This is a genomic window from Pseudomonas sp. IT-P253 (genome assembly GCF_949768125.1).
Classification (GTDB): Bacteria; Pseudomonadota; Gammaproteobacteria; order Pseudomonadales; family Pseudomonadaceae; genus Aquipseudomonas.
Genome location: NZ_CATKPT010000006.1, coordinates 95235 through 121310 on the forward strand (window position 1 = coordinate 95235; position 26076 = coordinate 121310).

General features: G+C 59.5%; 24 protein-coding genes. 13 read left to right on the forward strand and 11 right to left on the reverse strand.

Going from position 1 to position 26076, the window contains the following annotated elements:
- Nucleotides 1-9 precede the first annotated feature (9 nt).
- Together pcaD and pcaC are read left to right on the forward strand one after the other, a co-directional pair.
- A complete protein-coding gene (pcaD, locus tag ACM6IR_RS03620) occupies nt 10-801 on the forward strand; it encodes a 3-oxoadipate enol-lactonase (RefSeq protein WP_414906420.1) in 792 nt (263 codons plus the stop codon).
- Between the two features lie 10 nt (nt 802-811).
- Nucleotides 812-1204, forward strand: a complete 393-nt coding sequence (pcaC, locus tag ACM6IR_RS03625) for a 4-carboxymuconolactone decarboxylase (RefSeq protein WP_414906421.1) — start codon at nt 812-814, stop codon at nt 1202-1204.
- A gap of 110 nt (nt 1205-1314) precedes the next feature.
- Here pcaC and ACM6IR_RS03630 read toward each other — a convergent pair whose 3' ends face one another.
- From ACM6IR_RS03630 to ACM6IR_RS03645, 4 genes are all read right to left on the reverse strand, one after another.
- The gene (locus ACM6IR_RS03630; protein ID WP_414906422.1) at nt 1315-2574 is read right to left on the reverse strand and encodes an OprD family porin; all 1260 of its coding nucleotides are present in this window, start codon (nt 2572-2574) and stop codon (nt 1315-1317) included.
- Nucleotides 2575-2849: 275 nt separating this feature from the next.
- On the reverse strand, nt 2850-4310 hold the full coding sequence (gene emhC, locus ACM6IR_RS03635) for an efflux RND transporter outer membrane subunit EmhC (protein WP_414906423.1): 1461 nt from the start codon (nt 4308-4310) through the stop codon (nt 2850-2852).
- Nucleotides 4307-7456: an efflux RND transporter permease subunit EmhB gene (gene emhB / locus ACM6IR_RS03640; protein WP_414906424.1), complete on the reverse strand. Its 3150-nt coding sequence runs from the start codon at nt 7454-7456 to the stop codon at nt 4307-4309. Before emhB ends, emhC begins: the two co-directional genes overlap by 4 nt.
- Nucleotides 7457-7459: 3 nt before the next feature.
- A complete protein-coding gene (locus ACM6IR_RS03645; RefSeq protein ID WP_414906425.1) occupies nt 7460-8617 on the reverse strand; it encodes an efflux RND transporter periplasmic adaptor subunit in 1158 nt (385 codons plus the stop codon).
- A 263-nt stretch (nt 8618-8880) separates the two neighbouring features.
- Between ACM6IR_RS03645 and emhR the strand changes: the two genes are divergently transcribed.
- Nucleotides 8881-9513: an efflux system transcriptional repressor EmhR gene (emhR, locus tag ACM6IR_RS03650; RefSeq protein ID WP_414906426.1), complete on the forward strand. Its 633-nt coding sequence runs from the start codon at nt 8881-8883 to the stop codon at nt 9511-9513.
- Nucleotides 9514-9737: 224 nt separating this feature from the next.
- Here emhR and ACM6IR_RS03655 read toward each other — a convergent pair whose 3' ends face one another.
- The 4 genes from ACM6IR_RS03655 to ACM6IR_RS03670 form a co-directional block, all read right to left on the reverse strand.
- A complete protein-coding gene (locus ACM6IR_RS03655; protein ID WP_414906427.1) occupies nt 9738-10148 on the reverse strand; it encodes a hypothetical protein in 411 nt (136 codons plus the stop codon).
- 202 nt (nt 10149-10350) lie between these two features.
- Nucleotides 10351-11400 (reverse strand): alkene reductase, encoded by a 1050-nt coding sequence (locus ACM6IR_RS03660; protein ID WP_414906428.1) that lies wholly within the window; start codon nt 11398-11400, stop codon nt 10351-10353.
- A 20-nt stretch (nt 11401-11420) separates the two neighbouring features.
- Nucleotides 11421-12587, reverse strand: coding sequence for an MFS transporter (locus ACM6IR_RS03665; protein ID WP_414906429.1), 1167 nt, complete (start codon nt 12585-12587; stop codon nt 11421-11423).
- Between the two features lie 34 nt (nt 12588-12621).
- A complete protein-coding gene (locus ACM6IR_RS03670) occupies nt 12622-12924 on the reverse strand; it encodes an ArsR/SmtB family transcription factor (protein ID WP_414906430.1) in 303 nt (100 codons plus the stop codon).
- Between the two features lie 171 nt (nt 12925-13095).
- Here ACM6IR_RS03670 and ACM6IR_RS03675 point away from each other — a divergent pair, with 171 nt between their 5' ends.
- Nucleotides 13096-13674: an ACP phosphodiesterase gene (locus ACM6IR_RS03675; protein WP_414906431.1), complete on the forward strand. Its 579-nt coding sequence runs from the start codon at nt 13096-13098 to the stop codon at nt 13672-13674.
- Nucleotides 13675-13796: 122 nt separating this feature from the next.
- On the opposite strand, the gene ACM6IR_RS03680 is transcribed toward ACM6IR_RS03675, so the two are convergent.
- Nucleotides 13797-14588 (reverse strand): lysophospholipid acyltransferase family protein, encoded by a 792-nt coding sequence (locus tag ACM6IR_RS03680; protein WP_414906432.1) that lies wholly within the window; start codon nt 14586-14588, stop codon nt 13797-13799.
- Nucleotides 14588-15343 (reverse strand): L-ornithine N(alpha)-acyltransferase, encoded by a 756-nt coding sequence (gene olsB / locus ACM6IR_RS03685; RefSeq protein WP_414906433.1) that lies wholly within the window; start codon nt 15341-15343, stop codon nt 14588-14590. Before olsB ends, ACM6IR_RS03680 begins: the two co-directional genes overlap by 1 nt.
- 154 nt (nt 15344-15497) lie before the next feature.
- Between olsB and ACM6IR_RS03690 the strand changes: the two genes are divergently transcribed.
- The 5 genes from ACM6IR_RS03690 (at nt 15498) to ACM6IR_RS03710 (ending at nt 19892) form a co-directional block, all read left to right on the forward strand.
- Complete coding sequence (locus ACM6IR_RS03690; protein WP_414906434.1) at nt 15498-16376, forward strand: acyl-CoA dehydrogenase; 879 nt, start codon at nt 15498-15500, stop codon at nt 16374-16376.
- Nucleotides 16377-16532: 156 nt separating this feature from the next.
- Nucleotides 16533-17627, forward strand: coding sequence for a serine hydrolase domain-containing protein (locus ACM6IR_RS03695; RefSeq protein WP_414906435.1), 1095 nt, complete (start codon nt 16533-16535; stop codon nt 17625-17627).
- Nucleotides 17624-17953, forward strand: a complete 330-nt coding sequence (locus tag ACM6IR_RS03700; RefSeq protein WP_414906436.1) for an amidase — start codon at nt 17624-17626, stop codon at nt 17951-17953. Before ACM6IR_RS03695 ends, ACM6IR_RS03700 begins: the two co-directional genes overlap by 4 nt.
- A gap of 189 nt (nt 17954-18142) precedes the next feature.
- Nucleotides 18143-18733: a YceI family protein gene (locus ACM6IR_RS03705; protein ID WP_414906437.1), complete on the forward strand. Its 591-nt coding sequence runs from the start codon at nt 18143-18145 to the stop codon at nt 18731-18733.
- Between the two features lies 1 nt (nt 18734).
- Nucleotides 18735-19892: a phospholipase D-like domain-containing protein gene (locus ACM6IR_RS03710; RefSeq protein WP_414906438.1), complete on the forward strand. Its 1158-nt coding sequence runs from the start codon at nt 18735-18737 to the stop codon at nt 19890-19892.
- Between the two features lie 132 nt (nt 19893-20024).
- Here the strand turns inward: ACM6IR_RS03710 and bglX are convergent, their stop codons facing one another.
- A complete protein-coding gene (gene bglX, locus ACM6IR_RS03715; RefSeq protein ID WP_414906439.1) occupies nt 20025-22316 on the reverse strand; it encodes a beta-glucosidase BglX in 2292 nt (763 codons plus the stop codon).
- Between the two features lie 239 nt (nt 22317-22555).
- On the opposite strand from bglX, the gene ACM6IR_RS03720 reads away from it, so the two are divergent.
- From ACM6IR_RS03720 to ACM6IR_RS03735, 4 genes are all read left to right on the forward strand, one after another.
- Entirely contained in the window at nt 22556-23164 is a 609-nt protein-coding gene (locus ACM6IR_RS03720) for a LemA family protein (RefSeq protein ID WP_201114055.1), read from the forward strand.
- A gap of 28 nt (nt 23165-23192) precedes the next feature.
- A complete protein-coding gene (locus ACM6IR_RS03725; RefSeq protein ID WP_414906440.1) occupies nt 23193-23936 on the forward strand; it encodes a TPM domain-containing protein in 744 nt (247 codons plus the stop codon).
- A 43-nt stretch (nt 23937-23979) separates the two neighbouring features.
- Nucleotides 23980-24597, forward strand: coding sequence for a TPM domain-containing protein (locus ACM6IR_RS03730; RefSeq protein WP_414906441.1), 618 nt, complete (start codon nt 23980-23982; stop codon nt 24595-24597).
- A 252-nt stretch (nt 24598-24849) separates the two neighbouring features.
- A complete protein-coding gene (locus ACM6IR_RS03735; protein ID WP_414906442.1) occupies nt 24850-26064 on the forward strand; it encodes a class I SAM-dependent methyltransferase in 1215 nt (404 codons plus the stop codon).
- Nucleotides 26065-26076 lie beyond the last annotated feature (12 nt).

The window sequence follows — 26076 nt, forward strand, 5'->3', positions numbered from 1 at the left end:
GAGATTGCTGTGGCTTTCGTACAACTCGCCGAGGGCGAACTGAATTACCAACTCGATGGGCCGGAGGATGCGCCGGTCCTGGTGCTGTCCAACTCGCTGGGCACCGACCTGCACATGTGGGACGCGCAGATCGAAGCGTTCAGCCGGCATTTCCGTGTGCTGCGTTTCGACACCCGCGGCCACGGCAAATCGCTGGTCACGCCGGGGCCGTACAGCATCGGGCAACTGGGCCGCGACGTGCTGGCGTTGCTCGATGCACTGCACATCGAACGGGCGCATTTCTGCGGTCTGTCCATGGGTGGCTTGATCGGCCAGTGGCTGGGGATCAATGCCGGTGATCGACTGAACTCACTGGTGGTGTGCAATACCGCGGCGAAAATCGGCGATCCGTCGGTGTGGAATCCACGAATCGAAACCGTATTGCGCGACGGTTCGGCGGCCATGGTCGCGCTGCGTGATGCGTCGATTGCGCGTTGGTTTACCCCGGATTTTTCCACCGCCCATCCGGCTGCGGCGAAGCAGATCACCGACATGCTCGCGGCCACCTCGCCTGAAGGCTATGCGGCCAACTGCGCGGCCGTGCGTGATGCCGATTTCCGCGATCAACTGTCCTCGATCAAAGTGCCCCTGCTGGTGATTGCCGGCACCGAAGACGCGGTCACGCCGCCGTCCGGTGGGCATTTCATCCAGGAACACGTGCCGGGCGCCGAGTACGCCGAGTTCTATGCGGCGCATCTGTCCAACGTTCAGGCCAGCGCGGCGTTCAGCGAACGGGTGCTGGCGTTTTTGTTGGCTCATTAAGGGGATTGTCGTGGACGAAAAACAACGCTACGACGAAGGGCTGAAAGTCCGTCGCGCAGTCCTCGGAGACGCTCACGTCGACCGCAGCTTGAACGCGCTGACCGAGTTCAACTCGGAGTTTCAGGAAATGATCACCCGCCACGCCTGGGGTGACATCTGGACCCGCCCGGGCCTGCCGCGCCATACCCGCAGCCTGATCACCATCGCCATGCTGATCGGCATGAACCGCAACGACGAACTCAAGCTGCACCTGCGCGCTGCCGCCAACAACGGCGTGAGCCGTGGCGAGATCAAGGAAGTGATCATGCAGAGCGCGATCTACTGTGGCATTCCCGCGGCCAATGCGACGTTCCACCTGGCCGAGTCGGTGTGGGATGAGCTTGGAGTTGAATCCAGGGAATAAGCAGCACACACACCCTGTAGGAGCGAGCTTGCTCGCGATGGAGTGTCAGTCGACATTGATTCAGCTGACACACCATCGCGAGCAAGCTCGCTCCCACAAGGGATCTGTGTTTACAGCAGGCTGATCGGGTAGCTGATGATCAACCGGTTCTCGTCGAACTCGTTGTTGCTGAAATCGCGGCGGATGGTCGAGTTGCGCCACTTCACGTTCAGGTCCTTGAGCGCACCGCTTTGTACGGTGTAGCCCAACTCACTTTCGCGACCCCATTCCTTGCCATCAGTGATGGTACCGGTGTGAACGTTGTCGCCGCTGATGTAGCGGTTCATCAAGGTCAGACCGGGCACGCCGAGGGCGACGAAGTTGTAGTCGTGGCGCACTTGCCAGGACTTTTCCTGAGCGTTGTCATAGCTGGAATTGTAACTGTCGTTGGCCAGCGTGCCGCCGCTGGTGCCGTTGACCCGCATCCACGCGCTGTCGCCGGTCAGCTTTTGCAGGCCGACGAAGAAGGTGTTGCCGCCGTACTTGGCCGAGAACAGCCCCGACCAGGTTTTGTTGTCCAGCTCGCCAGCCCGTGCGCTGCCATCGTCCTTGCCATAGAAGAAACCGAGGTTGGCGCCCAGGGTCCAGTCACCGATGGGCTGGCTGTGGATCAGATTGACGAATTGCTGGCTGTAGATGTCCTTGAGTTCGGCATTCCACAGAGCGATCTGCGTGCGCTTCTCGTTGAACAGGTATTCGCCGCCCTGAAAGTTGAAGCGGTCGGAGGTGAACGCGGCTTTTCCGTTCATCGACATGTCACTCATGCTGCTGTCGTCGCGCGGGCTGTTGGCGCGGAACTGGCCGCCGTACAGCGTCAGGCCGTCGATTTCCTTTGAGGTGATCTGACCGCCACGGAAGGTTTGCGGCAGGGAGCGACCGTCGTCCGAGCGCAGAATCGGCAGCACTGGCATCCATTCACCGACCTTCGCTTCGGTCTGCGACAGCTTGGCCTTGAACGCCACGTTGGTGCGACCGAAGGTATCGGCCGGGCGACCGTCGTGGTCCAGCGGCAGCAACTGTGTGCCGCCGGTGCCTTTGCCGCCGTCGAGTTTCACCGAGTACAGCCCCAGCACATCCATGCCAAACCCGACGGTGCCCTGAGTGAACCCGGACTTGGCGTCGAGGATGAAGTTTTGTGTCCACTCTTCAGCCATGCCCTGAGCCTTGGTCGGGTTGGTGAAGTTGCGGTTGATGTAGAAGTTGCGCAGGTTCAGGTTGACCTTGGCACCGTCGACAAAGCCTGACTCCTCGGCTGCGGCGGGCAGGGCCACACTGGCTAGAGCGATAGCGATCAGACCAGGGGAAAAATACTGCTTGGTGGAAGGCGTCATATGCTCGGGTCTCTCTAATTTTTAGCGGTAAAACGGGGCTGATGCCGCAACCTGGAGTTGCAGACAAAAATCAAAATCAGGATAAAAAACGAGCGGTGTCAGCCGGACAGGGCAGGGCGCGGGGGCATGGTGTCGAACCTGTTGTTATTGGTTTTGTACGGCAAATGGTGCGGGGAATGTACTGGATGGTTCAATCTTGAAAAGCGGATTTTGGGCGATTATCGAACAGCAAAAAGCCCACCAAAAAGGTGGGCTTCTTTTTTACTACAGCGCTATCAGAACAACCGCATCTTCGGCGCATCTTCTTTCAATGGCTCGTTCTTCGCGGTCTGCTCGTCCCAGCCACCCCCCAGAGCCTTGTACAGATTGACCGCACTGACCAACTGCGCCAAACGGTCGGTGATCAGCACCTGTTGGGCACTGAACAGCTGACGTTGGGCATCGAGGAAGGTCAGGTTGCTGTCGACACCAATGAGGTAGCGACGCTCGGCCAGACGGTAGTAGTCCTGGTTGGCGCTGACAAAATCACGCTGAGCCTGCAACTGCTCGGTGTAAGTCTGACGAGCGGCCAAGCCATCGGCGACTTCCTGGAAGGCCGTCTGAATGGACTTCTCGTAGTTCGCCACGCCAATGTCTTTCTGGATTTTCGAGTAATCCAGGCTGGCGCGCAGACTGCCGGCGTTGAAGATCGGCAGGTTGATCTGCGGCTGGAACAACCAGGAGCCCGAACCGCCCTTGAACAGGCCAGACAAGTCCGGGCTCAGGGTACCGGCATTGGCAGTCAGGCTGATGCTCGGGAAGAACGCTGCCCGCGCCGCGCCGATGTTGGCGTTTGCCGCTTTCAGGTTGTACTCGGCCTGGAGAATATCCGGACGACGTTGCAGCAAGTCCGATGGCAGTCCGGCCGGTACGTCGCTCAACAGCTCGTCAGACAAAGGCTTGGCGGCTTGCAGATTGGCCGGGATGCCAGTGCCGAGCAGCAGCACCAGGCTGTTTTCATCCTGGGCAACCTGCCGCGTGTACTTGGCCAATTGCGCCCGGGCGTTTTCCACCGAGGTACGGGACTGGGCCAGGTCCAGCGCCGAGGCTACGCCGACTTCGTTACTGCGGGCAGTGAGTTTGTAGCTTTTCTGGAATGCGTCGAGGGTGTCCTCGGTCAGTTTCAGCAGTTCCTTGTCGGCCTGCCAGGTCATGTAGGCATTGGCCACGCTGGCCACCAGACTGATCTGCGTGCTGCGGCGACCTTCTTCCGTAGCGAAGTACTTCTGCAGCGCTTCTTCGCTCAGGCTACGAACCCGACCGAAGAGGTCGAGTTCATAAGCGCTGATGCCGACGTTGGCGGAGTAGACACTGGTGATGTTCGCTTCGCCGGTCTGTGAGGCCCGTGCCGGGACTCGCTGACGGCTGCCGGTGCCAGTGGCCGAAACGGCCGGGAACAGGTCGGCACGCTGGATGCGGTACTGAGCCGCGAACGCGTCGATGTTCAGTGCAGCGACACGCAGGTCACGGTTGTTTTCCAGGGCGACCTGGATCAACTGCTGCAACGCCTGGTCATGGAAAAACTGCTTCCAGCCCTGTTCGGCGGCGGCCTGGTTCGGCGCCTGGGCCGGCGAGTAAGCCGGGCCTTGCGGGTATTGGGCCGCTACCGGTGCTTCAGGCCGCTGGTAATCGGGTATCAGCGAGCAACCACCGAGCACGAAGGCGGCGACGGCTAGGGAGAGTAGCGACTTGCTCATTGGCCAGCCTCTTTAGGGGTTTCAGTAGTGTCATCCGGGTCGACGATTTTGCGCTGACCGATGGAGGACACGGTGACGAAGAACAGTGGGACCCAGAAGATCGCCAGGATCGTGGCGGTGAGCATACCGCCAATAACCCCGGTACCGATCGCATGCTGGCTACCCGAACCTGCACCCGTGGAAATAGCCAGTGGTACCACACCGAGGACAAACGCGAGCGAGGTCATGATGATCGGTCGCAAACGCATACGGCAGGCTTCGATCGCGGCATCGCGCAGGCTACGCCCTTGCTCATGCAGTTCCTTAGCGAATTCGACAATCAAAATGGCGTTTTTCGCCGCCAGCCCGATGGTCGTCAGCAACCCCACCTGGAAGTACACGTCGTTTGACAGGCCGCGCAGGCTGGTGGCCATCAGTGCACCGATGATCCCCAGTGGCACCACCAGCATGACCGCGATCGGAATCGACCAGCTTTCGTACAACGCCGCCAGGCACAGGAACACCATCAGCAGCGACAACGCGTACAGCGCTGGCGCTTGGGAGCCGGACAGACGTTCCTCATAGGACAGACCGGTCCAGGAGATACCGACACCGGGTGGCAGTTTCTGAGCGATGGCTTCGACTTCAGCCATGGCTTCACCTGTGGAATAGCCTGGCGCCGGGGCACCGAGGATTTCCATGGCTTCTACGCCGTTGTAACGCGACAGCTTCGGCGGACCGTAGATCCATTGACCTTTGGCGAAGGCCGAGAACGGCACCATGGTTCCGTGGGCATTACGCACGTACCACTTCTTGATGTCTTCCGGACTCATGCGCGAGCCAGGCTGACCTTGTACATACACCTTTTTCACCCGACCGCGGTCGATGAAGTCGTTGACGTAGCTACTGCCCAGGGCAATCGACAGGGTGCTGTTGATGTCGGTGATGGTAATGCCCAGGGCACTGGCCTTCTCGTCATCGATTTCCAGCTGATATTGCGGTTCGTCGTTCAGACCGTTCGGACGCACCTGATAGAGCATCTTGCTTTGTGCGGCCATACCGAGGAACTGGTTTCGTGCCTCCATCAACTTGTCGTGACCGATACCGGCGCGGTCTTGCAGGAACACATCGAAGCCGGTGGCGTTACCCAGTTCCAGTACCGCCGGTGGTGCGAAGGCAAACACCATGGCATCACGGAAGGTGAAAAAGTGCTGCTGGGCGCGGGCGGCGAGTTTGAATACGCTGTTTTCCGCATCCCGTTCATGCCACGGCTTGAGCATGATGAACGCCAGGCCGGAACTTTGACCGCGACCGGCGAAGTTGAAGCCGTTCACGGTAAAGACCGAAGCCACTGCGCCGGATTCTTTCTCCAGCAAGTAGGAGCGCATCTGGTCGACCACCACTTGCGTGCGTTGGGCAGTGGAGCCTGCCGGTGTCTGCACCTGAGCGAACAGTACGCCCTGGTCTTCTTCCGGAAGGAACGCTGTGGGGATGCGGCTGAACAGCCAGATCATGCCGACCAGGATGATCACGTAGGCCAGCAGGTACGGGGCCTTGTTCGCGAGCATGTTGCCGACACCGCGCTCGTAGCTTTTGACACTACGATCGAAGTTGCGGTTGAACCAGCCGAAGAAGCCGCGTTTCGGCGTGCCGTGTTCGCCTTTCGGAATCGCCTTGAGCATGGTGGCGCAGAGCGCGGGGGTGAAGATCAGCGCGACCATTACGGAAAGGGCCATGGCCGAAACGATGGTGATCGAGAACTGTTTGTAGATCACACCGGTGGAACCGCTGAAGAACGCCATCGGCAGCAGTACGGCCGACAGAACCAGCGCGATACCGACCAGTGCACCCTGGATCTGCCCCATGGATTTCTTGGTGGCCTCCTTGGGTGACAGGCCTTCTTCGCTCATGACCCGTTCGACGTTTTCCACCACGACGATGGCATCGTCCACCAGCAAGCCGATGGCCAACACCATCCCGAACATGGTCAGGGTGTTGATGCTGAAGCCGAATGCCGCGAGGATCCCGAACGTACCCAGCAATACCACGGGCACGGTCATCGTGGTGATGACGGTGGCGCGGAAGTTTTGCAGGAACAGGAACATCACCAGGAACACCAGCACGATGGCTTCGACCAGGGTTTCAACCACACCCTTGATCGACTCGGTCACCACTGGCGTGGTGTCGTACGGGAAGACCACTTCCATCCCTTGCGGGAAGAATGGCTTGAGCGTGTCGATGGTCTTGCGCAGGGCTTTTGCAGTGTCGAGGGCGTTGGCACCGTTGGCCAGTTTGACCGCCAGACCGGAAGCCGGTGCGCCGTTGAACTGGGCGTTGATGGCGTAGTTCTCACCACCGAGGCCAACATCCGCCACGTCTTTGAGGCGAACCTGAGAGCCGTCCTTGTTGACCTTGAGCAGGATTTCCTTGAACTGTTCCGCCGTCTGCAAACGGGTCTTGCCGATGATGGTGGCGTTCAGTTGCTGGCCGGGCAGTGCAGGCAGGCCGCCCAGTTGGCCAGAAGAAATCTGCACGTTTTGCGCGGCAACGGCGGTTCTAACGTCCCCCGGGGTCAGGTTGAAGTTGTTCAACTTGGCCGGGTCGAGCCAGATCCGCATCGCATACTGGGCACCGAAGACCTGGAAGTCACCGACACCGGCGGTCCGCGAAATCGGGTCCTGCATGTTGGACACGATGTAGTTGGCCAGGTCGTCGCGGTTCATGCTGCCATCTTTCGAGACCACACCGATGACCAACAGGAAGTTTTTCACTGCCTTGGTCACGCGGATGCCCTGTTGCTGAACTTCTTGCGGCAGCAGCGGGGTGGCCAGGTTCAGTTTGTTCTGGACCTGAACCTGCGCGGTATCGGAGTTGGTGCCCTGCTCGAAGGTCGCGGTAATGGTCATGCTGCCGTCGGAGTTACTTTCCGAGGAGACATAACGCAGGTTATCGATACCGTTGAGCTGTTGCTCGATGACCTGCACCACGGTGTCCTGCACGGTTTGTGCGGACGCGCCTGGGTAAGTCACCTGGATCGCAATGGCTGGAGGCGCAATGCTTGGGTACTGGTTGATCGGGAGTTTGAGGATCGATAGAGCCCCGACCAACATGATCACCAGGGCAATTACCCAGGCGAAAATCGGACGGTCGATAAAAAATTTCGACATGGGTTACTCCCCTTTACCGCTGGAAGCCTTGTCAGCTGCCTGTGCGGTGGCCGGGTTCTTGGTGCCGACGTTAGTGGCTTCAGTGGCCTTGACTTCAATACCAGGCTTGACGAATTGCAGGCCTTCGGTGATCAGGCGATCGCCGGCTTTCAGACCGTCTTCGATCAGCCATTGGTTGCCGACGGTGCGACTGGCCTTGAGCTGACGCAGTACAACCTTGTTGTCCGGGCCGACGACCAGCGCGGTCGGCGTACCTTTAAGGTCGCGGGTTACACCTTGTTGCGGAGCCAGAATCGCGGCGGCGTTCACACCGGCCTGCAACTGGGCGTGAACGAACATGCCCGGCAACAGCGTGTGGTCAGGGTTCGGGAACACGGCGCGCAGGGTGACGGAACCGGTGGTCTGGTCAACCGAGACTTCGGAGAACTCGAGCTTGCCGTCCTGCTTGTAGAGGCTGCCATCTTCCAGGGTCAACTTGACCGCCGCCGCGTTGTCGCCGGATTTTTGCAGACGACCGCTTTCCAGCTCACGGCGCAGCTCAAGCAGCTCGACGGACGACTGGGTGACGTCGACGTAGATCGGGTCGAGTTGCTGGATCACCGCCATCGGATCAGCTTGACCGCTGGTGACCAGAGCGCCTTCGGTCACATTGGAGCGGCCGATACGACCCGTGAGCGGGGAGTAAACCTTGGTGTAGCGCACATTGATCTGGGCGCTTTGCAGGGCGGCTTCCGATTGCATGCGGTTGGCTACGGCAGTGTCGTATTCCTGACGGCTGACGGCTTGCTCGTTGACCAGTTGCTTGTAGCGATCCGCGATCGACTTGGTCTGTTGCAAGTTGGCTTCAGCGCTTTTCAGCGTAGCGTCATAGACCGACGAATCGATTTGATAGAGCTGCTGGCCAAGCTTGACGTCGCCGCCTTCCTTGAACAGACGCTTGAGAATGATGCCGTTGACCTGCGGGCGAACTTCGGCGATGCGGTACGCACTGGTGCGGCCTGGCAGTTCGGAGGTCAGGGTGAAGGATTGAGGTTGCAAAGTCACAACGCCGACCTGAGGGGGTGGCGCGGCTGGTGCCGCCTCTTCCTTTTTGCATCCGCTTAGCAGTGATGCCAAGGCGACGGCGGCGACCAGAGCGGTAACAGCTGGCTTGAATTGCATGAAAATCCTCGGGTCAGGCGCGCAAGAAACGCTCAAGAAATGTGAAAGGGTAAAAAATGGGTGATGAGTGGATAAGTAGCTTGCTATTGAATATACTTACGTTCATGGTTGTTTGTAAACACCGGCTACGTATCCACATCGTTACAGACGCCGTTCGAAGGTTCGAATTGTAGGCCGGGGACGTTACCCAAAAGCGCTCGCACCACTTTTATTCAGCGGATATTCAGACATCGCTGAAGCATCCTGATTGAGGTTTTACTGCCATGGCCCGTCGTACCAAAGAGGAAGCTCAAGAAACCCGTAGCCAGATACTCGAAGCGGCAGAAAAGGCCTTTTTTGAACGGGGCGTAGCGCGCACGACGCTGGCGGACATCGCGACCCTGGCTGGCGTCACTCGCGGGGCTATCTACTGGCATTTCAGCAACAAGGCAGACCTGGTGCAGGCCATGCTCGATACCTTGCACGAGCCGCTGGAAGAAATGGCCAGGGCCAGTGAAAGCGAAGCGGAGCTCGATCCACTGGGCTGCATGCGCAAGCTGCTGATTCATTTGTTTCACCAAGTTGCCCTGGACCCGAAAACACGACGCATCAATGAGATTTTTTTCCATAAGTGCGAATTCACCGATGAAATGTGCGATCTGCGCCAGCAGCGTGTGGTGGCCAGTCTCGACTGCAATGTGCGGATCGGCCTGGCCCTGCGTAATGCAGTGACTCGAGGGCAATTGCCGGAAAACCTCGACACGGAGCGCGCAGCCATCAGCCTGCATGCTTACATCGATGGCATCCTGTACCAGTGGCTGCTGGTTCCCGACAGTTTTCACCTGCACATCGAAGCAGAGCGTTGGGTTGATACAGGGTTGGACATGCTGCGCTTGAGCCCCAGCCTGCGCAAATGAAACAAAATTCGTAATGGGATCCATTACTGTCGACCGGCGCGGGCGAAGGGGCTTTTATATACGGCCGCGCGTCAGGTTGACAGGTAGTGAGCTACCTATTTTGTAGGAAATTTGTATTGCGGGTGTCAATCGGTGTTGTCATCCGACCGAACCCGGCTGGCAGGAGTCGGCTTGCCGCTATCAATGGCAAGCCGGCTTATTTCCGTTCTGGCAGTCAGCTAACTTCAGCTTAAAGTGATTACCACCTCGAAATTGAATGGAGCCTCAGCGCGTGCGTTGATTGTTTTAGTTGAACAGCGCAGCGGAGACTGACCAATAGAACGTACGGTGTTTTTTATGTTTGGCGTCAAAGTTGGCGTAAGAACACCAAATGATCGGGTCATGGTTAGCGCCAATTCCAGGCGGAATTCGACACCCCCGTCGGAGAACTCTATGAACATATTGAACAGGTTTTTATTGTTGGGCCAAGGATAGCCATAGTTATAGTCGGGGTCGTAATTGAACCTTGTTCGCTCCATCGGGGGGAGGGTGATGGAGTCGCGCTCTATCTGGCTCAGGGGCAGGTTGGATCGTTTGTATTTAAATGCGTGGGATGTGTTGTTAGCTATTTTAATGGCGACGTGTGTCTGTTTCATATCGATTCCTTTCGATGGGTGTTTGGAGGGCTTAGTGTCTGTTTTTATTGTGAGTGTCGGAAGCGAGTTATAGTGTCGGAATGTTTTAGGGGCTGCGGGTTAAGTAGGTCCATGTGCGAGTGGGAAGTTAGTGGCGGTTTCCAAACATCAATATAAAAAACCCGGCTCTTTCGAGTCGGGGTTTTTATTTGCCTGAATGCAATTACATCGCTGGATAATCGATATAACCAACCGGGCCCTTGGCATAGAACAGTTCAGGGCGCGCCTCATTCAGCGGTGCATCGGCCTTCAAACGTGCTGGCAAGTCCGGGTTGGCAATGAACGGCACGCCGAAGGCGACCGCATCGGCCTTGCCGCTGGCCAGCCAGGCGTTGGCGCTGTCCTTGGTGAAACGCTCGTTGATGATGTAGGGGCCGCCGAACGCTTCTTTCATTTGAGGACCGAGGCTATCGCCAGCTTCTCTCTCGCGGGAACAGATGAACGCGATGCCACGTTTGCCCAGCTCGCGAGCGACATAGGTGAAGGTCTCGGACAGGTTGTCGTCGCCCATGTCATGAGAGTCGGCGCGTGGTGCCAGGTGCACACCCACGCGGCCGGCACCCCAGACTTCGATAGCAGCATCCGTCACTTCCAGCAACAGGCGAGCACGGTTTTCCAGGGAGCCGCCGTAGTGGTCGGTACGCTGGTTGGTGCTGCTTTGCAGGAACTGGTCGAGCAGATAGCCGTTAGCGCCATGGATTTCGACACCGTCGAAACCGGCCGCCTTGGCGTTCTCGGCACCCACGCGGTAAGCGTCGACGATGTCGGCGATTTCAGCGGTTTCCAGCGCGCGCGGGGTTGGGTAGTCGGCCAGTGGACGAACCAGGCTGACGTGACCTTTAGGCTGGATGGCACTCGGTGCGACCGGTACTTCGCCGTTCAGGTACGAAGTGTGGGAGACCCGGCCAACGTGCCACAGCTGCAGAACAATCTTGCCACCCGCGCCGTGGACCGCTTTGGTCACGTTGGTCCAGCCGCGCACCTGGTCGTTGGACCAGATGCCCGGGGTATCGGGGTACCCGACACCCATTGGCGTGACCGAAGTGGCCTCGCTAAGGATCAGGCCGGCCGAGGCGCGCTGAACGTAGTACTCAGCCATCAGCGCGTTTGGCACACGGCCTTCGTCGGCGCGGCAGCGGGTCAGGGGCGCCATGATGATGCGGTTGGCCAACTCGAGGTCGCCCAGTTTGATCGGATCGAAAATAGTCGTCATGAAGTACAACCCTCGTGAGGTTAGTGAGTCGCAGGGGCCAGTTCGGGGTTGCCGCTCTGGCGGAAAGTAATCAGGGTGACCAGCAAGGCGAGTACCGCCAGTACGGCTGCCGCGAGCGGCACGCGGGTCAGGCCGAAGCCGTGGGCGATGACGCTACCGCCGACCCAGGCGCCCAGTGCGTTGCCAATGTTGAACGCGCCGATGTTCAGGGTTGATACCAGGTTCGGGGCAGCCTTGCCGAAGGTCACCACGTTCACTTGCAGGGCAGGCACGGCGGCAAAACACGCGGTGGCCCAGAGGAACAGGGTGATTTCGGTCGGAATCAGCGCGATGCTGGTCCAGGTCAGCACGGTGGAAATCACCGCCATCGAGATGAAGACACCGATCAGCGTCGCGGCCATGCCTTTGTCAGCCAGTTTGCCGCCGATGATATTGCCGACCGTCAGGCCCAGGCCGATGAGCATCAATGTCCAGGTCACACCACGGGGCGAGACACCGGTGACTTCGCCCAGCAATGGCGCGACGTAAGTGAACAGGGTGAACACCGAGGCGGCGAACAGGGCGGTCATGCTCAGGGACAGCCAGATCCCGGCGCCCTTGAGCGCCGCCAGTTCGGCGCGCATGTCGAGTTTCTCTTCATCGCGCTTGGCCGGCAGGAAACGGATCAGGCCGATCAGCGCAATCACGCCGATCACGGTCACCGCCCAGAAGGTCGAGCGCCAGCCGGCTTGCTGCCCGAGCGCCGTGCCCAACGGCACGCCGAGGACATTGGCCAGGGTCAGGCCGGTGAACATCAAGGCCACGGCCGAAGCGCGTTTGTTAGCCGGTACCAGACCCGCCGCCACCACCGAACCGATGCCGAAGAACGCACCGTGGCAAAGAGCAGTCACCACGCGGGCAAACATCAGCACGTTGTAGTCGGTGGCCAGTGCGCAGAGCAGATTGCCGATGATGAAAATCCCCATCAACGCGACCAAAGCGGCCTTGCGCGGCAGCCGGGCGGTGGCCAGTGCCATGAGTGGCGCACCAATCGCCACGCCCAGGGCGTAACCGGTCACCAGCCAGCCGGCGCCGGGAATCGATACACCGAGGTCGGCCGCTACGTCCGGGAGCAAGCCCATGATGACGAATTCGGTGGTGCCGATGGCGAAGGCGCTCAAGGCCAGTATGAGGAGCGAGAGGGGCATTATTGATTCCTTGTCGGCTGACTGACGTAAAGGGTCAGAGCTCTTTGCTGATGGTGCGGAGGAACGCCTGGATGGTGTCCTCGTTGCGCTTGAAAAAGTGCCATTGGCCGACCTTTCGGCTGCTGATCAGGCCGGCGCGTTGCAGGGTTGCCAGATGCGCAGACACGGTGGACTGCGACAAACCGCAACGTTGATCGATTTGCCCGGCGCAAACGCCGTGCTCGTTGCTGTGGGACTGGTCGGGGAATTCGACGGTCGGGTCTTTGAGCCAGTGCAGGATTTCTCGCCGTACTGGGTGTGCCAGGGCTTTTATTATTTCGTCGAGGTCAAGGTTCATGGCTTAGGGCTCGTGATGAGTAAAACGCTATATCGCGATGCGGCGAACTTTAAATCGGTATTTCGCGATATACCAATATGATTTTGCTCTGAAGACTGCGTAAATCGGTATATCGGGTTATAACGATATGCTGGTTGTAAAAATACAAGGGCGCAGTGCTAAGCTGCGCTCATGAACTATCTCGCCCATCTTCACCTTGGTGGTCAGCGTCCCGGTCAACTGCTCGGTAGTCTTTATGGCGATTTCGTCAAAGGGCGGCTGCAAGGACAGTTTGATCCGGAGATTGAAGCGGCCATCCAGCTGCATCGCAGCATCGACGTGTTCACCGACCGCCACCCGTTAGTGGACGTGGCGTTGTCGCGGTTTTCCCTGACCCGCCGGCGTTACGCCGGGATCGTGCTCGACGTGTTTTTCGATCACTGCCTGGCGCGGGACTGGAGTTTGTATGCCGACCAACCGCTGGCACTGTTCACCTCGGACGTGTACCGCGTACTGACCCGCGAACCGCAACTGCCGGAACGCCTGGCGCGCATCGCACCGCATATGGTGGCCAACGACTGGTTGGGTTCTTATCGGGAGTTCGAGGTGCTGGAGCAGGTGTTGCGGGGGATTTCACGGCGGTTGACACGACCCGAGGAATTGGCCGCAGCCATGCAGGAGCTGCGGTTGTTGTATGAACCGTTGAGCGAGGATTTTCAGTTGTTCTATCCGCAGCTTCAGGATTTCGCCCAGAACCACTCAGCCACATAAAACCATTGTGGGAGCGAGCTTGCTCGCGATTGCGGTGTGTCATTCACATCATTGTTGGATGTGAAGCCGCCATCGCGAGCAAGCTCGCTCCCACAGGGTTCTCTGTTGAATCAGCGATCGTGTCAGGCCGCGATTGCGGGGCGCATCGGGGCTTGCTGTGTTTCTGGAATCGCCCCAAACAACGCCTTCTGCACCGCCTGCTGCGCCTCGAACGCCAGCGCTGCGCGCTCCCGACCTTCGCAAGCAATCGGCTTGAGCAGATGAATCTCCACTTCACCTCGATCATTGGCGAACAAGCGCATCAGGTGCGAGAGCAAATCATCATCGCCAATAAACGGTGCCAGCGAATCAGGCTCACCGTCACGCAGGTAACGAATCGCTACCGGCTGCAGCTTCACTTCGGAATCAATTGCCGCGGACAGCAAGCGCCCATGAAAGGTGCGCAACGAACGGCCATCGGTGGTGGTGCCTTCCGGGAACATCAGCAGCGGATGGGCTTGCTCCAGATGACGGGTCATCTGTTTGCGGATCAACTGGCTGTCGCCCGAGCCCCGACGGATAAACAGACTGCCGGCCTTGGCCGCCAACCAGCCCGCCACCGGCCAGGTGCGCACTTCAGCCTTGGACAGGAATGACAGCGGCGTCAACATGCCCAGCAGTGGGATGTCGGTCCAGGACACGTGGTTGCTGACCCACAGCATCGGCGCTTTCGGTAACTCACCGTGTACGGTCACGCGAAACGGCAGGGCGTTGCTCAACCGTGCCATGAAGAATCGCGACCAGCGCTGGCGGCGAACCATCGAATGAGCAATCCCTGAACGCTCGAACAGCCCGAACACACTGGCCATGGTCAAACCCAGCGTCACCACGCCAAGCACTCGCGCAATCCGCGCGTACACCCGTAACCGGCTCATTACACAGCCGCCTTGAAGTGTTTGGCGTAACGCGGGCAGAGCTCGTCGCGCTTGAGCAGAATGAACACATCGGCGACCTGGAAATCTTCGTCCCAGCATGGCTCGCCGCAGATTTTCGCACCCAGGCGCATGTAGGCCTTGAGCAGCGGTGGCATTTCGGCGATGACGTTGGATGGGATGTCTAGAACAGGCAGCGGCTTTTTCGGCTCGGCGCGCAGGTGTTCGGTGCACAGATAACGTTCGCGCAAACGCTGCATGATCGCGTGAGCCTGAATGCCGCCGTCCTGCATCGGAATACTCGCGCAACCCATCAAATAGCTGTAGCCGCCCTGGTTCAGCACTTCAGCCAATTCACCCCAGAGCACGGCGATGGTGCCGCCGTTGCGGTACGCCGGGTCGACGCAGGTGCGGCCGATTTCGAGGATCGGGCCTTGCAGATGGACCAACCCGTGCAGGCTGAATTCCTCTTCACTGTAAAACCTGCCCAGGCTGCTGGCAGCCGTGTGATCGAGCAGTCGAGTGGTCGCCACCAGACGCCCGGTATTCAAGTCGCGTACACCAATGTGGGCGCAGTGAATATCATAGTCATCCATATCCAGACCCAGTTCAGCACCCTTGAGCTTGGCGTTGAATTCGCCGCTGAACACGTTGAAGCGCAAGGTCTGGGCTTCCTGCAAGGCCACGGCGCCCACCAGGCGTTCGGCTTGCAGGCGGCGTTCATTGCCGGTGTCTCTGATGCGGGCGATCTGAGTCATAGGGAATCTCCGTGCGGGCTGTTTCCCCGTCTTGGGTTGCAGCCGATCGACTTTCTTTATGCGGCCGTGTTGTGCAAAGTCAGGCTATGTAGCCCCGGTGTCATCGCCATGAAGCTTTGGTGATGCTTGTATGACAGCCCACAAGGAGCCTCTTATGCTCTGGCAAACCCTGTTGCACCGCTGTGATCGCTTGCCTGCCAATGCGGACCTGGGCGAAGGTTTTTCGATGTTGTTGCAGCAATTGGGTGGCGTTACGCCGTTCGAACTGGCGGTAGCGGGGGGCCGGTTGATGGCGACACCGGGGCTGGCGTTTCTGGTGGGCTATCAGGCAGCGTTGCGCATGCTCTGGCCGAGTGCGCCTCTGAGCCTCGGCGCGTTGTGTGCGACCGAGCAGCGCAGCCTGCGGGTGTCGGACATGCAAACCCGACTGGTCGGGTTGCGCGTGAGCGGGCGCAAGGATTTCGTCACCGCCGGTGATGCCGCCGACTGGTTGCTGATCGCCGCTCGCAGTGAAGAGCCAGGCGAGACGCCGCGCTTGAGTCTGGCGGTGGTCTATCCCGATGAGCCGGGCGTGCGCCTGGAAAAGCTGCCAGCAATCGCGTTGATGCCGGACATCAGCCACGGCCGGCTGTTTCTCGACAACGCCTTATGTGAATTGCTCGCGGGGGATGGTTGGGACGCTTACGTCAAACCGTTCCGCACGCTGGAAGACATCTATGTGCTGAGCGCCATGACGGCCTGGCTGTATGGCGTCGCTCAGGACAGTGACTGGCCGCAAACCTTGCAATTGCGCTTGCTGGCGCTGCTGGCAGGTTGTGCAGAAGTCAGTCGGCAAGCGCCGAACAATTCGGCCGGCCATGTGCTGCTGGGCGGCTTGTTCGCACAGTTTGATGGGCTCAAGGCGGAGGTGGATCAGGCATTGGCCGATGGCCCACCGCATTGGGCGGCGATGTGGCGCAGGGATCAGGCGGTGATGGATTTGGCGGCGGGGGCCAGGGGGAAGCGGTTGGCCAAGGCATTGGCGGTGTTCTGACGGGGCTCTTCGCGGGCAAGCCTCGCTCCTACAAGGGCAGCGTAATATTTGTAGGAGCGAGGCTTGCCCGCGAAGAGGCCGCATGAGTAACACAAACTCCAAAACTGTCATCAAACTCAACTAATCTCAGCGGGTGGATACCTCCGAGCGCCTGCCATGTTCAAAGGCTTGCCCCTGATTTTGATGCTGCTGCTCAGCTTCACAGCCCAAGCCGAAAACTGGCCCGCTGAACAATGGCCAAAGGGCCCGACGATTACCGGCCCCGCACTTGACGCCTTGGAGGCCTACGCCTTCCCACCTCGCGACGACAGCACCCGCCAAGGCGTGCGCACCGATGCCTTGCTGGTGATCCGCGACGGTCAATTGATCTACGAGCGCTACGCCGGCCCAACCACTGCCAACACACTGCACCTGACCTGGTCGATCAGCAAAAGCCTCATGGCCACGGTCCTCGGTGTGGCCTATGGCGAAGGCTTGTTCACACTCAATGACCCGGCGCTGAAGTTTTATCCACCGCTTGAAAAACACCCGACGATAACGATGGCCGATCTGCTGCATTGGGCTTCGGGCCTGGACTGGCGGGAAGACTACGAATATGCGCCATTAAAATCGTCGGTAGTCGCCATGCTCTACACCCATGGTCACCACGACATGGCCACGTTCACCGCCGATCACGGTGAGTACGCCGCCCCCGGTCAGGCGTTTCGCTATTCCAGTGGCGACAGCAATTTGCTGTCCGCCGCGCTGAAAAACATCGTCGGTCCGGCACGTTATCCGGACTATCCATGGACTGCTCTGTTCGAACCGTTAGGGATTCGCCACGCCGTCTGGGAAACCGATGGCACAGGTATCTTTGTCGCTTCGTCCTATGCCTACCTCACCGCTCGGGATCTGGCCCGCGTCGGTCTGTTGATGTTGCGCGACGGTCGTTGGGGCGAACGCCAATTGCTTCCCAAAGACTGGGTCGCCTTCAATCTCGAACCCTTTGCCCACTATCAAAGGAATCAGGACGATGCGGTACCCGGTGGACAGTGGTGGCTCAATCGCGCGGTAGACGGCGCGGCACAGCCCTGGCGCGATGCCCCCGCCGATACCTTCGCTGCGCTGGGCCATTGGGGGCAGGCGATGTACGTGATTCCCAGCCAAAACCTGGTGATCGTCCGCTACGGCGATGACCGTGGCGACCGCTACCAACACAATGACTTGCTCAAACTCGCGCTCAAGGCATTTGCCGTGAAGGTACAGCCATGAGCCGTAGCAGCTTTGTTCGTCGCCGGCCGTTCAGCACGCTGTTGCTGGTGCTGTTGATCGCCTTGCTCGGTTGGGTCTGGCAGGAGCGAATCGCGCTGTGGGCGTTCCCGGACATCATCAGCGCCTACACCGCCAAGGAATATTGTTCGTGCCGCTACGTGATGAACAACGACGCCGAGTATTGCCACGGCTATGTGAAGCAATGGCTGCCCACCAGCGGTTTTACCGATGACACCGCCAGCAAGCGCATTACCGTCAGCGGCATGAGCCGCAGCAACAGCGCCGCGTGGGTCAGCGAACGGCAGGGCTGCCGGTTGATTCCGTAGCAGCTGCCGCAGGCTGCGTTCGGCGGCGAAGCCGTCGTAAACCCGACAATCCGGGTTTTCCTGACACACCGTGGTGGATGGTTTTACGACGGCTTCGCCGCCGAACGCAGCCTGCGGCAGCTGCTAAAGGTTTGCTTCTGGCTCGCGGGCGGCTAAGGTTCGCTCAGGTTTTTCTGCTCGCGAGTCTCTATGTTCAACCGCTTTCTCTCCAAAACTCTCGCCTTCGTGCTACTGGCCGGCGCCACGCTGCCGGCACACGCCGATTGGTACCTGGACGGCGAGTCCTCGCGGCTGTCGTTCATCAGCACCAAAGACGCCAACATTAGCGAAGTGCAGCGCTTTCTGGTGCTGCACGGCAAGGTCGATCCCACGGGCCGGGCCGAAGTGGAGGTCGAGCTGGACTCGGTGAACAGCGGCATCCCGCTGCGCGACGAGCGCATGCGCAAGGACCTGTTCGAGATCCAGACCTTTCCCGAGGCCTTGATCACTGCGCAGATCGATTTGCGGCCGATCAACGACCTCGCCCCCGGTGCGCAACTGGAGTTACGTCTGCCGCTGACCGTTAACCTCCATGGCAAACAACACGACTACAACGCCGAACTGTTGGCGACCCGTCTCGATGACAGGCGCTTCCAGGTGGTGACCCTCGAGCCGCTGGTGATCAACACTGCGGATTTCGATTTGGCCCCCGGTCTGGAACGTTTGCGCAACGTCGCCGGTTTGTCGGCGATCAGTGTGTCGGTGCCGGTGGGTGCTGTACTGATATTCACGGCGCGCTGACATGGCCGGCGCAATTTTTCCCTGGCGTGAAGGCAACCGCTTCGAACTGCTGATCGACGGCCCGCAGTTCTTTCCGCGCATGTTGGTCGCGATTGCCCGCGCCGAAGAGCAGGTCGAACTGGAGCTGTACCTGGTGGAAGCAGGTGCGTGCGCCGAGGCCATGGTTCAGGCGCTGGTCCAGGCGGCCGAGCGTGGTGTGCGGGTGCGTTGCCTGTTCGATGATTACGGCAGCCTCGCGTTTACCCTGAACCTGCGTCAGCGCTTGATGGCCGCCGGTGTGGAACTGCGTTTCTACAATCGACTGAGCTGGCGGCGCTGGCTGGGTAACTTTTACCGCGATCATCGCAAGCTGTTGCTGGTGGACCAGCGCCTGGCGGTGGTCGGCGGCACCGGGGTCACCGATGAGTTCTGGACGCCAGGCGAAGACACCAGCGAATGGCACGAAGTCATGGTGGAAATCATCGGCCCGCTGGTCATCGACTGGCAGTTGCTGTTTGACCGCCAATGGATCGCCAACCGGCATCGACGCGCCTGGAAACCTGCTTCGCATTTCGGCTTGCCGCGCCTGCCGCGCGTGCCGTCCATGGGCGAGGGCATGGGCCGGGTGGCCTATGCGGACGCCCGTCAGCACCGGGACATTTTGCAATCGCTGACGCGTGCGTTGAACAGCGGGCAGCGGCGAATCTGGCTGGCAACCCCGTATTTCCTGCCAACGTGGAAAGTCCGCCGCTCACTGCGCCGGGCAGCTGGCCGGGGCCTCGATGTGCGACTGCTGCTGACCGGGCCGCGCACCGATCACCCGTCGGTGCGCTACGCCGGGCATCGCTATTACCCGCGATTGCTCAAGGCAGGGGTGAGAATTTTCGAGTATCAGCCGTGTTTCCTGCACCTGAAAATGGTGTTGATCGATGATTGGGTGAGCATTGGCTCGTGCAACTTCGATCACTGGAATCTGCGCTTCAACCTGGAGGCCAACCTCGAAGCGTTTGACCCCGGATTGACCCGGGCGGTGGCGGCGAGTTTTGAAAAGGACTTTGGCTTGAGTCAGGAAGTGAGCCTGGAAGCCTGGCAACGCCGGCCGCTGTGGCGACGGGTGAAGCAACGGGTCTGGGGATGGGTGGATCGGCTGGTGGTGAACCTGCTGGATCGACGGGACTAGTCGTCACACCAGAAACCACTGTGGGAGCGAGCTTGCTCGCGATGACGGTACAACAGTCAACATAGATGTTGGATGTTATGGCCTCATCGCGAGCAAGCTCGCTCCCACAGGGTTATTGCTGTGTGTCAGGGGTTACAGCAACTCAAAACTCTGCTGCGTCACGTCCTCTGAGTCCAGGCCGATCTGTACATTGAACTTGCCCGGTTCTGCCGCGTACTTGAGCTGGGCGTTGTAGAACTTCAGATCATCCTCGGTGATGGTGAAGTGCACGACTTTCTGTTCGCCGGCCTTGAGCATGACTTTCTGGAAGTTCTTCAGTTCCTTGATCGGACGAATCATCGAACCGGTCACGTCCTGGAGGTACAGCTGCACCACGGTTTCGCCGTCACGCTTGCCGGTGTTCTTCACCGTGACGCTGGCGTCGAGCTTGCCGGTCTTGTTCAGCGTGGTGGACGACAGGGCCATGCCGCTCAGGTTGAAATCGGTGTAGCTCAGACCGAAACCAAACGGGAACAGGGGACCGGTGGTGTCATCGAAATACTGCGAGGTGTAGTTGCCCGGTTTACCCGGCGTGAACGGCCGGCCAATGCTCAGGTGGTTGTAGTAGGTGGGAATCTGACCCACCGAACGCGGGAAGCTGATTGGCAGTTTGCCCGACGGGTTGTAGTCGCCAAACAGCACGTCGGCAATGGCGTTGCCGCCTTCGGTGCCGGTGAACCAGGTTTCCAGAATCGCGTCAGCCTGTTCTTTCTCTTCGAGAATCGACAGCGGACGGCCGTTCATCAACACCAGTACCAGTGGTTTACCGGTGGCCTTCAAGGCCTTGATCAAGTCGCGCTGATTGGCCGGGATGTTGATGTCGGTGCGGCTCGACGATTCGTGAGACATGCCACGGGACTCGCCCACTGCTGCCACCACCACATCGGCGTCTTTGGCGGCTTTCACTGCTTCGTCGATCAGCACTTGCGCCGGACGCGGATCGTCCACCACTTCCGGGGCGTCGAAGTTGAGGAAATTCAGGTAATCCAGGACTTTCTTGTCACTGGTGATGTTCGCACCACGGGCGTAGATCAGCGTCGATTGTGCGCCCAGTGCGTTGGTCATGCCGTCGAACAGGGTCACCGATTGCGCGGGTTTGCCGGCGGCGGCCCAACTGCCCATCATGTCGATCGGTGCCTTGGCCAGCGGACCGACCAGGGCGATTTTCGCGGTTTTCTTCAGCGGCAGGGTTTCGTTCTGGTTCTTCAGCAACACCTGGCTGCGGCGCGCAACGTCACGCGCCTCGGTACGGTGCAGACGGCTGTCGGCGTAAGTGTCGACCGGATCATCTTCAGCCTTGCCGATGCGCAGGTACGGGTCTTTGAACAGGCCCATGTCGTACTTGGCGGCCAGTACTTCACGCACGGCGTTGTCGATGTCGCTTTGCTCGATCTCGCCGGCCTTCAGCAGCCCTGGCAGTTCTTTGCCGTAGAGGGTGTCGTTCATGCTCATGTCGATGCCGGCCTTGATCGCCAGCTTCGCGGCTTCGCGACCGTCAGCGGCAACGCCGTGTTTGATCAGCTCGAAAATCGCCCCGTGGTCGCTGACGGCGAGGCCTTTGAAGCCCCATTCCTTGCGCAACAGGTCCTTCATCAGCCAGGTGTTGGCGGTGGCCGGCACGCCGTTGATCGAGTTCAGCGCAACCATTACCCCGCCGGCACCGGCGTCGATGGCGGCGCGGTAGGGTGGCAGGTAGTCCTGGTACATTTTGACCGGGCTCATGTCGACCACGTTGTAGTCGCGACCCCCTTCGACCGCGCCATACAGGGCAAAGTGTTTGACGCTGGCCATGATGCTGTCGGCCGCGTTCGCGCCGCTGCCCTGGAAGGCCTTGACCATCACGCCGGCGATGCGCGACACCAGATAGGTATCTTCGCCGAAACCTTCGGACGTGCGACCCCAGCGTGGATCGCGGGAGATGTCGACCATCGGCGCGAAGGTGATGTCGAGGCTGTCGGACGCCGCTTCCTTGGCCGCAATGCGCCCGGACAGGCCGATAGCGTCCATGTCCCAGCTCGAGGCCAGGGCCAGCGGGATCGGGAAAATGGTCCGGTGGCCGTGGATCACGTCATAGGCGAAGAACATCGGGATCTTCAACCGGCTGCGCATGGCCGCGTCCTGCATCGGACGGTTTTCCGGGCGCGTGATCGAGTTGAACGTGCCGCCGATGTTGCCGGCGGCGATTTCCTTGCGGATCAGCTCCCGAGGCATTTCCGGGCCGATGCTGATCAGGCGCAGCTGGCCGATTTTTTCATCGAGGGTCATTTGCTTCATCAGGTTGCTGATGAAGGCGTCCTTGTTCTCCAGAGGTGCGGGCGTCGTGGCGGCCAATACGTTATGACTGGCCAGGCTGACGAACAGGCCCAGCAAACACAGCTTCTTCATGAATAGTTATCTCGAAAGCCTAAGCGGCGGTGAATACGCGCCGGTCAGCCAAAATTTAGGGAGCGACTATTGTTGTTCAGGTAAATGCAGGCACACTTGCGCAGAGTTTTAGCGCTGGGGCGTCTTTTTAGCCCATTGGCTCGATGCAATCCAGTGGTGGCGGCAGATTATGCCCCAAGAGACCGGTCAGAGGGCTGCAGGTTGTTTTTCAACGGAATGTACACGGGAGCGTCAACCAGATGAATGTACGACACCACTATCGGTCGAGCCTGCACGTCGCAGCCTTGATGTTGCTGACCACGCTGTTGGCCGGTTGCGGCATCAACACGATCCCGACGCTCGACGAACAGGCCAAGGCGGCCTGGGGCCAGGTGCAGAACCAGTACCAGCGCCGCGCCGACCTGATCCCCAACCTGGTGGAAACCGTCAAGGGCTACGCCAAACACGAAGAGGAAACCCTGACCGCGGTCATCGAAGCCCGGGCCAAGGCCACTTCGATTCAGGTGGATGCCAAGACCCTGGATAACCCGGAAAAGCTCAAACAGTATCAGCAGGCCCAGGATCAGCTGACCGGTGCCTTGAGCCGTTTGATGGTGGTGTCCGAGCGTTACCCGGACCTCAAGGCCAACCAGAACTTCCTGGCGTTGCAATCGCAACTTGAAGGCACCGAGAACCGCATCGCCGTGGCGCGTCGCGACTACATTCTTGCCGCGCAGAAGTACAACACCGAAATCCGTACCTTTCCGGGTCGTCTGTGGCACAGCGTGATGTACAGCGATTTGCCGATTCGCGAAACCTTCGAGGCGACTACGCCGGATGCTGATAAAGCGCCGCAAGTGAAGTTCTGATCGGCCGTCACCACGGAAGAGGTTGCCAATGCGCGTGTTGAAAATGGGCCTGGTGCTGATGCTCTGGGTGTTGACCCTGACGGTTCAGGCCGGGCTGAAATTCCCGGAGCTGACCGGACGGGTGGTGGATAACGCCCAGATGATCGAGCCAGCGGTGCGCGAACAGCTGACGCAACAACTTCAGGCCCATGAAAAAGCCACCGGTGAACAATTGGTGGTGGTCACGTTGCCGAACTTGCAGGGCGCCGACATCGCGGACTTCGGTTATCAACTGGGGCGCTACTGGGGCATCGGCCAGAAGGACAAAAACAACGGCGCGCTGCTGATCGTGGCGCGTGACGACCGCAAGCTGCGGATTGAAGTCGGTTATGGCCTGGAAGATCGCCTGACCGATGCACAGAGTTCGGTGATCATCAATCAGGTGATCACCCCGGCGTTCAAAACCGGCAACTACAGCAAAGGTATCAGCGACGGGGTCGCGGCGATGCTCGTGGTGTTGGGCGGTAATCCGCTGAATGAACCGTCGACGGTCTATGAATCCCGGGGCGATGCAGAGGGGGACTTCGCTTCACGGCATCCGGGTGTATTTGTGTTTCTGGTGATGCTGTTTATCTTGACGATTTTCGTCTGCCAGATGCTCGGAATCCTGCCCAGCGGCGGTGGCCGAGGCCGCTCGGGAGGTGGATTTGGCGGCGGAGGTTTTGGCGGCGGCGGAGGCTTCAGCGGCGGAGGGGGCAGTTTCGGGGGCGGCGGTTCGTCGGGCGGCTGGTGATGGCACTGCAATCAATAACACTAGTGAACAGGCATTCGTAAACATGGCACTACTCACGGAACACGAACAACGCAAGGTCGCCGAGGCCATTGCCCGGGTCGAACGCGACACCGATGCGGAACTGGTGACCGTGCTCGCGGCCCGCGCCGACGACTATGCCTACATCCCGCTGCTCTGGGCCAGTTTGCTGGCGCTGATAGTGCCGGGTGTCGTGCATTACCTGACAGGCTGGCTGACCCTGCACAGCTTGCTGCTGGTGCAATGGGTCAGCTTCATCGTGCTGTGCCTGGTGCTGCGCATTCCCAAAGTCACCACGTACCTCGTCCCGCGTTCGGTGCGCCACTGGCGCGCCTCGAACCTGGCACGTCGGCAGTTCCTGGAGCAAAACCTGCACCATACGGTGGGCAGTACCGGGATGCTGATCTTTGTCTGCGAGGCTGAGCGCTATGTGGAAATTCTGGTGGATGAAGGGATTTCCAGGCGGCTGGACAACAAGCATTGGGACGGGATTGTTGCGGCGTTCACGCAACAGGTGAAACAGGGGCAGACGTTGCAGGGGTTTGTCACCTGCATCGAGGCGTGCGGGGAGTTGCTCAAGGTGCATGTGCCGGTGACGCAAGTGCGCAATGAATTGCCGAATCGGTTGGTGGTGTTGGGCTAGGTCTTGCCAGCAACGCATTCCTTGTAGCAGCTGGCGAAGCCTGCGTCCGGCTGCGCAGCAGTCGTAAAATCAGACTACGCGGTACATCAGACAGATCGTGCAAGCTGGATTTACGACTGCTGCGCAGCCGGACGCAGGCTTCGCCAGCTGCTACAGATCGAACCGTTCAGGAAATTACCCGTGCCCTTGCACCCCATCCCCCCTAAAATACCCGCCATTCCCCGATTCGCTCCGCCCGAGGCCGTTTTTTCCATGTCTGTCACCGCCACTCCTGCCAGCCTCGCGCCGGATCATCACGCCCAGTTCATCGATCTGCTGCAAACCAGCCTCGACGCCAATGCGTTCATCAAACTGGTGCTGGCCAAGTACGTCGGCACCGAAGCCGATTTGCAGCGGCTGATCATCAAGCAACTGACGGTCAAGGATCAGCCTTGCCTGTCCTTCGTGTATCGCTACAAGACTCGCGATATCACCAAAAACCTGCCGATTGACGAGGGCGTGGCGACCGTCGCCGCGTTGCTGCCTGCATCATTCAAAAATGCGCATTTACTGTCGCTGACGGATGAAGCCCAGCTCGAATACAGCAAAAAGGGCAAGTCTTCGCTGTTCAAGAGCAAACCTCAGCAATTGCGTGAAGTGCCGTCCGCCGAGCACAACCGCGAGAAAAACCGCTTCCTCGACCTGAGCCGGCCGTTCCTCGCCGACCTTGGCGTGACCAACCAGCAGCATGAGTTGATCCCGGCGATGTCGCGCAAGTGGAAGCAGATCAACAAATTCATCGAAGTTTTCAGCCATGCGCTGACCAGCTCCCCGCTGGCGCTGGACAAGCCTGTGCAAGTGGCGGATTTCGGTTCGGGCAAGGGTTACCTGACGTTCGCGATCCACGACTACCTGCGAAACACCTTGAAGGCCGAAGGCGTGGTGACGGGTGTCGAGTTGCGTGAAGAAATGGTCAATCTGTGCAACACCGCGGCCGCAAAGCTAGAGCATCCGGGGCTGGTGTTCAAATGTGGTGACGTGCGCAGTGTGGCGCCGAGCGAGCTGGACGTGATGATCGCGCTGCATGCCTGCGACATCGCCACCGACTATGCCATTCATACCGGCATTCGCTCCGGCGCCTCGATCATCATGTGCTCGCCGTGCTGCCACAAACAGATCCGCCTGCAAATCCAGAGCCCGGTGCTGCTCAAGCCGATGCTTCAGTACGGTCTGCATTTGGGTCAGCAGGCGGAAATGGTCACGGACAGTCTGCGCGCGTTGTTCCTTGAAGCGTGCGGTTATGAAACCAAGGTATTCGAGTTCATCTCACTGGACCATACCAACAAGAACAAGATGATCCTCGCGGTCAAACGCGCAGAGCCGGTAGACCCGGCTCAGCTGTTGGTAAAAATTCAGGAGCTGAAGGATTTCTACCACATCACCGAACATTGCCTGGAAACCCTGCTGCGTTCCGACGGCTATCTCTAACCCTGTAGGAGC

What these genes read in the sequence shown, in the direction of transcription:
- ACM6IR_RS03630 (WP_414906422.1), bottom strand. Translation starts at nt 2,574, where the DNA reads ATGACGCCTTCCACCAAGCAGTATTTTTCCCCTGGTCTGATCGCTATC.
- emhC (WP_414906423.1), bottom strand. Translation starts at nt 4,310, where the DNA reads ATGAGCAAGTCGCTACTCTCCCTAGCCGTCGCCGCCTTCGTGCTCGGT.
- emhB (WP_414906424.1), bottom strand. Translation starts at nt 7,456, where the DNA reads ATGTCGAAATTTTTTATCGACCGTCCGATTTTCGCCTGGGTAATTGCC.
- ACM6IR_RS03645 (WP_414906425.1), bottom strand. Translation starts at nt 8,617, where the DNA reads ATGCAATTCAAGCCAGCTGTTACCGCTCTGGTCGCCGCCGTCGCCTTG.
- emhR (WP_414906426.1), top strand. Translation starts at nt 8,881, where the DNA reads ATGGCCCGTCGTACCAAAGAGGAAGCTCAAGAAACCCGTAGCCAGATA.
- ACM6IR_RS03655 (WP_414906427.1), bottom strand. Translation starts at nt 10,148, where the DNA reads ATGAAACAGACACACGTCGCCATTAAAATAGCTAACAACACATCCCAC.
- ACM6IR_RS03660 (WP_414906428.1), bottom strand. Translation starts at nt 11,400, where the DNA reads ATGACGACTATTTTCGATCCGATCAAACTGGGCGACCTCGAGTTGGCC.
- ACM6IR_RS03665 (WP_414906429.1), bottom strand. Translation starts at nt 12,587, where the DNA reads ATGCCCCTCTCGCTCCTCATACTGGCCTTGAGCGCCTTCGCCATCGGC.
- ACM6IR_RS03670 (WP_414906430.1), bottom strand. Translation starts at nt 12,924, where the DNA reads ATGAACCTTGACCTCGACGAAATAATAAAAGCCCTGGCACACCCAGTA.
- ACM6IR_RS03675 (WP_414906431.1), top strand. Translation starts at nt 13,096, where the DNA reads ATGAACTATCTCGCCCATCTTCACCTTGGTGGTCAGCGTCCCGGTCAA.
- ACM6IR_RS03680 (WP_414906432.1), bottom strand. Translation starts at nt 14,588, where the DNA reads ATGAGCCGGTTACGGGTGTACGCGCGGATTGCGCGAGTGCTTGGCGTG.
- olsB (WP_414906433.1), bottom strand. Translation starts at nt 15,343, where the DNA reads ATGACTCAGATCGCCCGCATCAGAGACACCGGCAATGAACGCCGCCTG.
- ACM6IR_RS03690 (WP_414906434.1), top strand. Translation starts at nt 15,498, where the DNA reads ATGCTCTGGCAAACCCTGTTGCACCGCTGTGATCGCTTGCCTGCCAAT.
- ACM6IR_RS03695 (WP_414906435.1), top strand. Translation starts at nt 16,533, where the DNA reads ATGTTCAAAGGCTTGCCCCTGATTTTGATGCTGCTGCTCAGCTTCACA.
- ACM6IR_RS03700 (WP_414906436.1), top strand. Translation starts at nt 17,624, where the DNA reads ATGAGCCGTAGCAGCTTTGTTCGTCGCCGGCCGTTCAGCACGCTGTTG.
- ACM6IR_RS03705 (WP_414906437.1), top strand. Translation starts at nt 18,143, where the DNA reads ATGTTCAACCGCTTTCTCTCCAAAACTCTCGCCTTCGTGCTACTGGCC.
- ACM6IR_RS03710 (WP_414906438.1), top strand. Translation starts at nt 18,735, where the DNA reads ATGGCCGGCGCAATTTTTCCCTGGCGTGAAGGCAACCGCTTCGAACTG.
- bglX (WP_414906439.1), bottom strand. Translation starts at nt 22,316, where the DNA reads ATGAAGAAGCTGTGTTTGCTGGGCCTGTTCGTCAGCCTGGCCAGTCAT.
- ACM6IR_RS03720 (WP_201114055.1), top strand. Translation starts at nt 22,556, where the DNA reads ATGAATGTACGACACCACTATCGGTCGAGCCTGCACGTCGCAGCCTTG.
- ACM6IR_RS03725 (WP_414906440.1), top strand. Translation starts at nt 23,193, where the DNA reads ATGCGCGTGTTGAAAATGGGCCTGGTGCTGATGCTCTGGGTGTTGACC.
- ACM6IR_RS03730 (WP_414906441.1), top strand. Translation starts at nt 23,980, where the DNA reads ATGGCACTACTCACGGAACACGAACAACGCAAGGTCGCCGAGGCCATT.
- ACM6IR_RS03735 (WP_414906442.1), top strand. Translation starts at nt 24,850, where the DNA reads ATGTCTGTCACCGCCACTCCTGCCAGCCTCGCGCCGGATCATCACGCC.